The following is an 8,251-nucleotide window of genomic DNA, read 5'->3' as shown; positions in this document are numbered from 1 at the left end:
ATTCGAGCTCGGTCCCGGGGATCCTCTAGAGTCAGGCCCATCGCGATGCCGGCCACGGGGGCGCGCAGCGGCACACCCGCGTTGAGCAGCGACAGCGTCGAGGCGCAGACCGAGCCCATCGACGTCGAGCCGTTGGAGCCGAGAGCCTCGGAGACCTGACGGATCGCGTAGGGGAACTCCTCGCGGCTGGGCAGCACCGGCACGAGGGCGCGCTCGGCGAGGAAGCCGTGCCCGATCTCACGACGCTTCGGCGAGCCCACGCGGCCGGTCTCACCGGTCGAGTACGGCGGGAAGTTGTAGTGGTGCATGTACCGCTTGCTCGTCGTGGGCGACAGCGAGTCGATCTGCTGCTCCATCTTCAGCATGTTCAGCGTGGTGACACCCAGGATCTGGGTCTCGCCGCGCTGGAAGATCGCCGAACCGTGCACGCGCGGGATGACCTGCACCTCGGCATCCAGCGGACGGATGTCCGCCAGGCCACGGCCGTCGATGCGCACACCCTCGGTGAGGATGCGGCTGCGCACGATGAGCTTGGTGACCGACTTGTACGCGCCGCCGAACTCGGCCAGCGCGCTCTCGGGCAGCTCGCCCGCCTCGACGGCGGCGACCAGCTGCGCCTTGACGTCGTCCTTCACGGCATCGTCGGCGTTCTGACGCTCGATCTTGTCGGCGATCTGGTACACCGGCACGAGGCGGTCGTAGGCACGACCGGCGACGAAGTCATAGGTCTCCTTCGCGTACGCCGGGAAGACCGGGTAGGGCTGGATCTCCTTCGCCGCGGTGTTCGCCACGACGTTCTGCGCCGCGACGAGCTCCTTGATGAAGGGCTTGGAGGCCTCCAGACCCTGCGCGACGATCTCCTCGCTGGGCTTGACCGCGCCGGCCTTGATGAGGTTCCAGCTGTTCTCGGTGGCCTCCGCCTCGACCATCATGATCGCGACGTCGCCGTCCTCGAGGACGCGACCGGCGACCATCAGGTCGAACACGGCCTCCTCGACCTGAGCGGCCGTCGGGAACGCGACCCACTGGTCGGCGTGCTCGCCGTGGCCCGGGATGAGCGCGAGACGGACGCCGGCGATGGGGCCGGAGAACGGCAGGCCGGAGATCTGCGTCGACAGCGATGCCGCGTTGATCGCCAGCGCGTCGTAGAACTCGCCCGGGGCGATGCTCAGGACGGTGACGACGATCTGGACCTCGTTGCGCAGGCCATCCACGAACGACGGGCGCAGCGGCCGGTCGATGAGGCGGCACACGAGGATCGCCTCGGTGGAGGGACGGCCCTCGCGGCGGAAGAACGATCCCGGGATCTTGCCGGCCGCGTACGAACGCTCTTCGACGTCGACGGTCAGCGGGAAGAAGTCGAAGCCCTCACGCGGGTGCTTGCCCGCGCTCGTGGCCGACAGCAGCATGGTCTCTTCGTCGAGGTAGGCGGCGACGGCACCCTGTGCCTGCTGCGCCAGTCGTCCGGTCTCGAACCGGATCGTGCGGGTGCCGAATCGGCCGTTGTCGAGAACGGCTTCGGCGGCGGTGATTTCTGGACCTTCCAAGAGGTCTCTCCTTCTTTGTTTAGACTCGCGCGCGCGTTTCGCGCACGAGATCGTGCGAAGGAGCAGGAACAGGCAGATCCAGACGCGCGGCGGCTCCGCGTGCGGCGCCGCCGGGACGATCAGCGCTGGCCACCAGTAGAAAGCCACCGTTCGCATCGGATCGTGTCGAACGGGAACCCACCACAGGGGACCAGCTTCCTGCCGGCCTGCTCCGGATGCCGCGGAAGATCCACGGCAACCTGCTCAACCCTATCAGTCGCACCTCGGCGTGCGTATGGTTGATGCCATGAGCACCGACGACACGACGGCATCCGAGGAGATGAAGCGCAAGTTCAAGGAGGCGCTCGACAAGAAGAACGCGCAGCGTCGCACCGGAGAGGCCCACCTCGACGGCGACTCCGCGGTGCACGGCACCCACGGCGCGGTCACGAAGCGGGAGTTCCGACGCAAGAGCGGCTGACGTTCGCTCCTCACGGCTGCGCCGCGCGCGTGCGCGCGGTGGATCCTCCGGCCGGCAGTTCGATGTAGTCGGTGTGCTTTGCGGTGATCTCGTCGCCCGCTGTGCGTCCGCGCAGGCGCCGCCAGACCCAGGGCAGAGCGTCGCGCATCAGCCAGGTCCCGGAGACCGGACGGTCCTCTTCCGCGTGCAGGGCGGCATCGAGCGCCCCGAGCGTTTCCACATCGGGCAGCCCGAGCACCTCCGCGGCGCGGTACGAGACGAAACGGTGGCCCCGCGAGCTCAGGTGCACCTTGTCGTGCGCCCACTTCTCGAGTTCCCCGACGTCCGGATCGCTGTCGAGGTCGAGCAGGAACGCCCCGTGGGCCGACGCCGTCTCGCGCAGCCGCTCGGCGAAACGGGCGAACCGGCGCGCGAACAGACCCGATGCGCGACGAGCGGGAAGAAACGGTGTCACGAGCAGCACGTCGCTGCCGGCGGCCCGCAGCGCGCCGACGGCCTCGTCCAGGCGATCGGCGAGCGCGTCGGGATCGGCGCGATGCGACACGAGGTCGTTCGCGCCGATCAGCACGGTGGTCAGATCCGGCGCGAGCTCGAGAGCCCGTGGCAGCTGCTCCTCGAGGAGATCCCCTACTCGGCGGCTACGGACGGCGAGGTTCGCGTAGCGCACCGTCGACGACGACCGCTGTGCAAGGAGCGTCGCCAGACGGTCGGCCCAACCGCGGTACTGGCCTTCGGGCATCCGTGACGTGTCGCACAGGCCCTCGGTGAGCGAGTCGCCGAGCGCCACGACGCGGCTCCACGACCGGGGTGAGGGCGCGGGCGCGAGGGATGCCGGGTGCGGCCCCGGTGTGCGCGCCGCGTCGGCGGCATGCAGCTGCTGCGCCTCGAGGTAGTAGCCGTGGAGCACGTCGACGAGTGCCGGCCAGGTGCGTCCTTCGACGCCGGCGCGCGCCGCCGTACCGAAGGCGCGCCGCTTGGTCACGTCTCCGACGAGGTCACGCACGCGCTCACGCAGATCGCCGAGATCACCGGGCCGGTAGAGCCAGCCGTCCACGCTGGAGCGGACCAGGTCGACGGGGCCGCCACGTCCGGTGGCCACCACGGGAACCCCGCTGGCGTGCGCCTCCTGGATCGTCTGACCGAACGTCTCGCTCTCCCCCGGGTGCACGAAGACGTCGAAGCCGGCCATCGCCTGGGCGAGCTCCAGACCCGAGAGGTGGCCGAGGAACACCGCGCCCGGCAGCGTGCGCTCCAGCCGTGCACGCGCGGGCCCGTCGCCGACGATGACCAGCCGCACGCCCGGCATCCGGGCGATCGCGGCCAGATCCTCCACCTGCTTCTCGGGGGCGAGACGCCCGACATAGCCGACGATGACCTCGCCGGGAGCGATCCAGTGGCGCCACGCGTCACTGCGGCGGTCGGGGTGGAAACGCTCGGTGTCGACGCCGCGACCCCACAGGCGGGTGCGATCGACGCCGAGCTCGTGCAGCTGCGCCAGCGCCGACGACGACGGGGCGAGGGTGAGAGTCGCACGCGCATGCAAGCGGGCGACATGCGCCGCGGTGAGGGCCGTCGCCCGCGGCAGACCGTACTTTCTGGCGTAGGCGATGACGTCGGTCTGGTAGACGGCCACGGTCGGCAGGTCCAGGCTCGCCGCCGCTGCAACGGCACGCCAGCCCAGCACGAACGGCGAGGCGAGGTGCACGACGTCGGGACGGTAGTCGCGCAGGATGCCGGCCAGGGTTCCGGTGCGCCCGAGCGCCACGCGGACCTGTGGGTAGCCCGGCAGCGGCATCGAGGGCAGCAGACGCGTCTGCTGGTCAGAGCGCGCGCCCGGAGCGCCCGGGGCGACGACGAGGGCCTCGTGCCCGCTCGCGGTGAGATGGCGGACCGACTGCAGCACCGAACCGGTGACCCCGTTCATATGAGGCAGGAACGACTCGGCGACGAACGCGACTCTCATGGGTCCAGCGTTGCGGCTGCAGCGCGTGCGACGGGGCCGAATCGGCCTCGGGAACGCAGTGTTCGCCGAACGGTCCCGCGGCGGCCATCCCGACGTCACCGTCGCACGCGCCGTTCCCCGCGCGTTCATGACGGCGTGCTACTCCGAAGGCGTGACCGACGCGTGGCTGCAGGCCCTCGCCCAGAGTCCCTGGGCCCTCCCCGCGATGGCCGCCCTCGTCGTCGGCGACGCCTTCCTCGTCGTCATCCCCGGCGAAGCCGCCGTCACGACGCTCGGGGCGCTCGCCGTCGCGGAAGGCTCTCCCCCGCTCGCCGCCGTCATCGTCGTCGCGGCGGCAGCCGCACTGACCGGAGACCTCGGCTGCTACCTCGTCGGCCGCACCGCGGGCCTCGAACGATGGCGCTGGATGCGCGGTCCGAGAGTGGCGGCGGCTCTCGGCGGGGCGCGCAGCGCCTTGGACCGCCGCGGCGCGACGTTGATGTTCACGGCCCGCTTCATCCCGTTCGCCCGCCTCGCCGTGAATCTCGTCGCGGGCGCCTCGCGGATGCCGATGCGGCGATACCTGCTGCTGGCGGCGCCGGCGGCGAGCGCGTGGGCGCTGTATCAGGCCCTGCTGGGTGCGGCCGTCGCCGCACTGATCCCGGGCGGCACCGTCGCCGCGGTCATCGCCTCGGTCGTCGTGGCGATCATGCTCGGCGCGGCGGCGGACGCGATCGTGGCCCGCGCACAACGGCGCCGCGCCCCCGACGCGTGATCGGGGGCGCGGCGCCGCTGTAGGCGGTTCGGGTCAGCGGACCCCGGCGCGCTCGCGGGCACGCTCCTGCTTCGCCTCGGCTTCGGCGATCGCCGCCTCCTCCAGCCCCTGGGTGCCGACCGCCGCGGTGTCGGTCGACATGCCATCGTGACCGTCGCCGGTGAGGGTGGCCTCGTCGAAGGGGATGCGGCCGGCGAGCACATCGCGCACGCGGTCACGGTCGATCTGCTTCGTCCAGGTGCCGATGAGGAGAGTGGCCACCGCGTTGCCGGTGAAGTTGGTGACCGCGCGACCCTCGGACATGAAGCGGTCGATGCCGACGATGACCCCGACACCGTTGACCAGATCGGGGCGGAACGCCTGCAGACCGCCGGCGAGGGTCGCCAGGCCCGCACCGGTGACGCCCGCGGCGCCCTTGGAGGCGATGATCATGAACACCAGCAGGCCGATCTGCTCGGGGATCGACATCGGCATCCCCATCCCCGTCGCGATGAACAGCGACGCCATCGTCAGGTAGATCGCGGTGCCGTCGAGGTTGAAGGAGTAGCCGGTGGGCACGGTGATGCCCACGACGGGCTTGGACACACCGATGTGCTCCATCTTTCCGATCAGACGCGGCAGAGCCGACTCGGAGGAGCTGGTGCCGATGATGAGCAGGTACTCGCGCGCGAGGTACTTGATGAGGCTGAAGATGTTGACCCGGGTGACCGCGTACAGCAGCGACCCGAGCACGCCGATGATGAACACCGCGCACGTGATGTAGAAGGCGATCATCAGGATGCCGAGGCTCACGATGGCCGAGACGCCGGTCTTGCCGACGACCGCCGCGATCGCGCCGAAGGCGCCGATCGGAGCGAGCCAGAGGATCATTCCGAGGATGCGGAACACCAGCACCTGCAGCTGCTTGACCGCGAACATGATCGGCTCGCCCTTCTTTCCGAGCTGCTGCAGGGCGAAGCCCACCAACAGCGCGATGAAGAGCACCTGCAGGACGCTCGGGCCGGTGAAGGCGCTGAAGAACGTCGTGGGGATGATCCCGAGGAGGAAGCTCACGGTGTCGGTGGCCTCTCCGGACTTGCCGGCGTCGTACGTGGCACCGGCCATGTTCAGCCCTTCACCCGGGTGGATGATGTTGCCGACCACGAGGCCGATCGCGAGGGCGAAGGTCGACATCACGAGGAAGTAGAGCAGTGCGAGGCCCCCGATCTTGCCGACCGTCGCCGCTTTCGCGATCGATCCCACCCCGACGACGATGGTGCAGAAGATGATCGGTGCGATCATCATCTTGATGAGGTTCACGAAGGCCTTGCCGACCGGCTCGAGCCCCTTCGCGAACTCCGGCCAGACGAGGCCGACCACCGCGCCCAGGACCACCGCGATGATCACCGCCACGTAGAGCCAGGTGTGCTTGTCCCACGAGCTCTTGCCGCGGCGCCAGTTGTAGCCGGGGAGCTTGAAAGATGATGTGAGGGCCATGTCCGCCTCCAGGTGTGAACGGGTCGTTGTTCGGGTGGCGCCGACGCTGGCGGCCACACGCACAGAGTGCAGCGTCGGCTGCCTCGTGGTTCACTTGTGGTCGTATTGGTCCCGGCGGCCGCTCCGATACCCGTCGGGACGGCCGACGACCCGCCATCGACCGCCGAGGACGCCATGACCCGAAGAATCGGACGCAGCGCCGCGTCCCGGATCTTCCTGTGGCTGGCCGGCGCCGCTCTCGTGCTGGCTCTGGCCACCGCCGGACTGCTGGTGCTGGAGGCGCAGCGCACGGCACGCGCCGAGGCCGAGCGTGTGACGCAGGCGGTGTCGGCTACCCTCGCCGACCTGGAGGAGGTCTCCACGGCCCTCGCGCAGGGCGACGACGTCACCGCCAGCCAGGCGCTGCAGCCGATGGCGACGGCGGTCATGTCGGACGCGGGTGTCGACTTCGTCACGATCATGGATGCCGACGGCATCCGCGTGACGCACCGCGACCCGGCGCAGATCGGAAAGCGCTACATCGGCACCATCCCGAACACCCCGACAGCCCTCACCGAAGAGTTCAGCGGGACCCTCGGACCGTCGCTGCGCACGATCGTGCCGGTGGAGGCGGACGGACGCCTCGTCGGCTGGGTCTCGGTCGGCGTGACGATCCGAACGGTCACCGCGCAAGTGGTGCCGCGGCTGCTCGTGGTCGCCGCCGTCGGCCTCGTGCTCGTCGGCGCCGGGCTCGCCGGCGCGGTGCTCGCCCGCCGCGCGACGCGGTTGGTCGCCGGCGACCTCCCCGCCGGCGCCATCCGCGACACCCTGGCATCCGCGGAGTCGATGCGCACGCTCGGCGAGGCCCTGCGCGCACAGACGCACGAGCACGGCAATCGCATGCACGCTGCCGTTGCACTCATCGAACTGGGACGCACGGATGATGCGATCGGCATCCTGACGGATTCGGCGCGTCAGAGTCAGGCGCTGGTGGACCAGGTCGCGGCCCGCACCGAGGGCGATCCCACCGTCGGGGCGCTGCTGCTCGGCAAAGCCTCGCAGGCGATGGAACGCGGGATCGACTGGTCGACCGACATCGCCCCCGACGCTCCCCGCTCGCTGCTCAGCCCGATCGACGCGGTCGCGCTGGTCGGCAACCTCATCGACAACGCCCTGGACGCTGCCGCGAGCGGTCCGGCGCCGCGGTGGGTGCGCGTGCACATGTCGCGCACGGCGGAGGACGAACTGCTGCTCACCGTCTCCGACTCCGGGGACGGCCCCGACGAGGAGGTGCGTGCACGAATGTTCGAGCGAGGATTCTCGACAAAACCGGCCGGCAGCGACGGTCGGGGCGTCGGGCTGGCGCTGGTGCGTGCCGTCATCGACGAGATCGGCGGGACGATCACCGTCGAGATCTCCCCGACGACGTTCCGCGTCGTCCTGCCGACGGTGCGGTCATGATCGGCGTCCTGCTCGTCGACGACGAGGCGCTGACGCTCGAGCTGCACCGCTCGTACATCGAGCGGGTCGACGGTTTCGAGGTGGTCGCCGAGTGCGCGGGCGCGCGGGCCGCTGTCTCGGCGATTCTGGACGCGCCCGGCCGGGAGCGCATCGACCTCGTCCTTTTGGACATGACCATGCCCGACGGCTCGGGCCTGGACGTCCTGCGCCACGTGCGCGCACACGCCGCCGACGTCGACGTCATCGCGATCACCTCGGTACGCGACGCCGACGTCGTCCGTCAGGTGGTCGCCCTCGGCGCGGCGCAGTACCTCGTCAAGCCGTTCACCTTCGCGACCTTCCACGACCGGATGGAGCAATATCGCGCATATCGCGAGCGCGCCCGCGCGACATCGGGGGCAGCGACCCAGTCCGAGATCGACGCGATGCTGGGGGCGCTGCGTCCGACGGGCACGATCGGACTGCCGAAGGGGCTGTCCCCCGCGTCGCTGGAACGGGTGTCCCAGGCCGTCCGCGACGGCGGCGGACTCTCGGCGACCGAAGCCGCCGACGCCTTGGGAATGTCGCGCGTGGCAGCCCGACTCTAGAGGATCCCCGGGTCCGAGCTCGAA

7 protein-coding genes are annotated in these 8,251 nt (G+C 70.3%); 4 read left to right on the top strand and 3 right to left on the bottom strand.

From position 1 onward, the window contains the following. Window positions 1-1,547 (bottom strand): polyribonucleotide nucleotidyltransferase (locus I5I_RS12665; RefSeq protein ID WP_036320265.1); only part of this gene is annotated, 1,547 nt, incomplete at its 3' end. A gap of 286 nt (window positions 1,548-1,833) precedes the next feature. Between I5I_RS12665 and I5I_RS17200 the strand changes: the two genes are divergently transcribed. Next, window positions 1,834-2,007 (top strand): DUF5302 domain-containing protein, encoded by a 174-nt coding sequence (locus tag I5I_RS17200; RefSeq protein ID WP_162722461.1) that lies wholly within the window; start codon window positions 1,834-1,836, stop codon window positions 2,005-2,007. Window positions 2,008-2,017: 10 nt separating this feature from the next. On the opposite strand, the gene I5I_RS12655 is transcribed toward I5I_RS17200, so the two are convergent. Then, on the bottom strand, window positions 2,018-3,970 hold the full coding sequence (locus I5I_RS12655; RefSeq protein ID WP_036320261.1) for a GDSL-type esterase/lipase family protein: 1,953 nt from the start codon (window positions 3,968-3,970) through the stop codon (window positions 2,018-2,020). Window positions 3,971-4,028: 58 nt separating this feature from the next. Between I5I_RS12655 and I5I_RS12650 the strand changes: the two genes are divergently transcribed. After that, a complete protein-coding gene (locus tag I5I_RS12650; protein ID WP_239640118.1) occupies window positions 4,029-4,724 on the top strand; it encodes a DedA family protein in 696 nt (231 codons plus the stop codon). 33 nt (window positions 4,725-4,757) lie between these two features. On the opposite strand, the gene I5I_RS12645 is transcribed toward I5I_RS12650, so the two are convergent. Next, a complete protein-coding gene (locus I5I_RS12645) occupies window positions 4,758-6,200 on the bottom strand; it encodes a cation:dicarboxylate symporter family transporter (RefSeq protein WP_036320258.1) in 1,443 nt (480 codons plus the stop codon). A 174-nt stretch (window positions 6,201-6,374) separates the two neighbouring features. Between I5I_RS12645 and I5I_RS12640 the strand changes: the two genes are divergently transcribed. Together I5I_RS12640 and I5I_RS12635 are read left to right on the top strand one after the other, a co-directional pair. After that, window positions 6,375-7,640: a sensor histidine kinase gene (locus I5I_RS12640; protein ID WP_036320255.1), complete on the top strand. Its 1,266-nt coding sequence runs from the start codon at window positions 6,375-6,377 to the stop codon at window positions 7,638-7,640. Further along, complete coding sequence (locus I5I_RS12635) at window positions 7,637-8,227, top strand: response regulator (protein ID WP_239640117.1); 591 nt, start codon at window positions 7,637-7,639, stop codon at window positions 8,225-8,227. The genes I5I_RS12640 and I5I_RS12635 overlap by 4 nt, the downstream gene beginning before the upstream one ends. The last annotated feature ends 24 nt before the right edge of the window (window positions 8,228-8,251 follow it).

The sequence above is a fragment of the Microbacterium sp. B24 genome, from assembly GCF_000333415.1.
Lineage (GTDB): Bacteria > Actinomycetota > Actinomycetes > Actinomycetales > Microbacteriaceae > Microbacterium.
The sequence above is the reverse complement of the archived record's forward strand: the minus strand, read 5'-3'. Positions and strand labels throughout refer to the sequence as shown.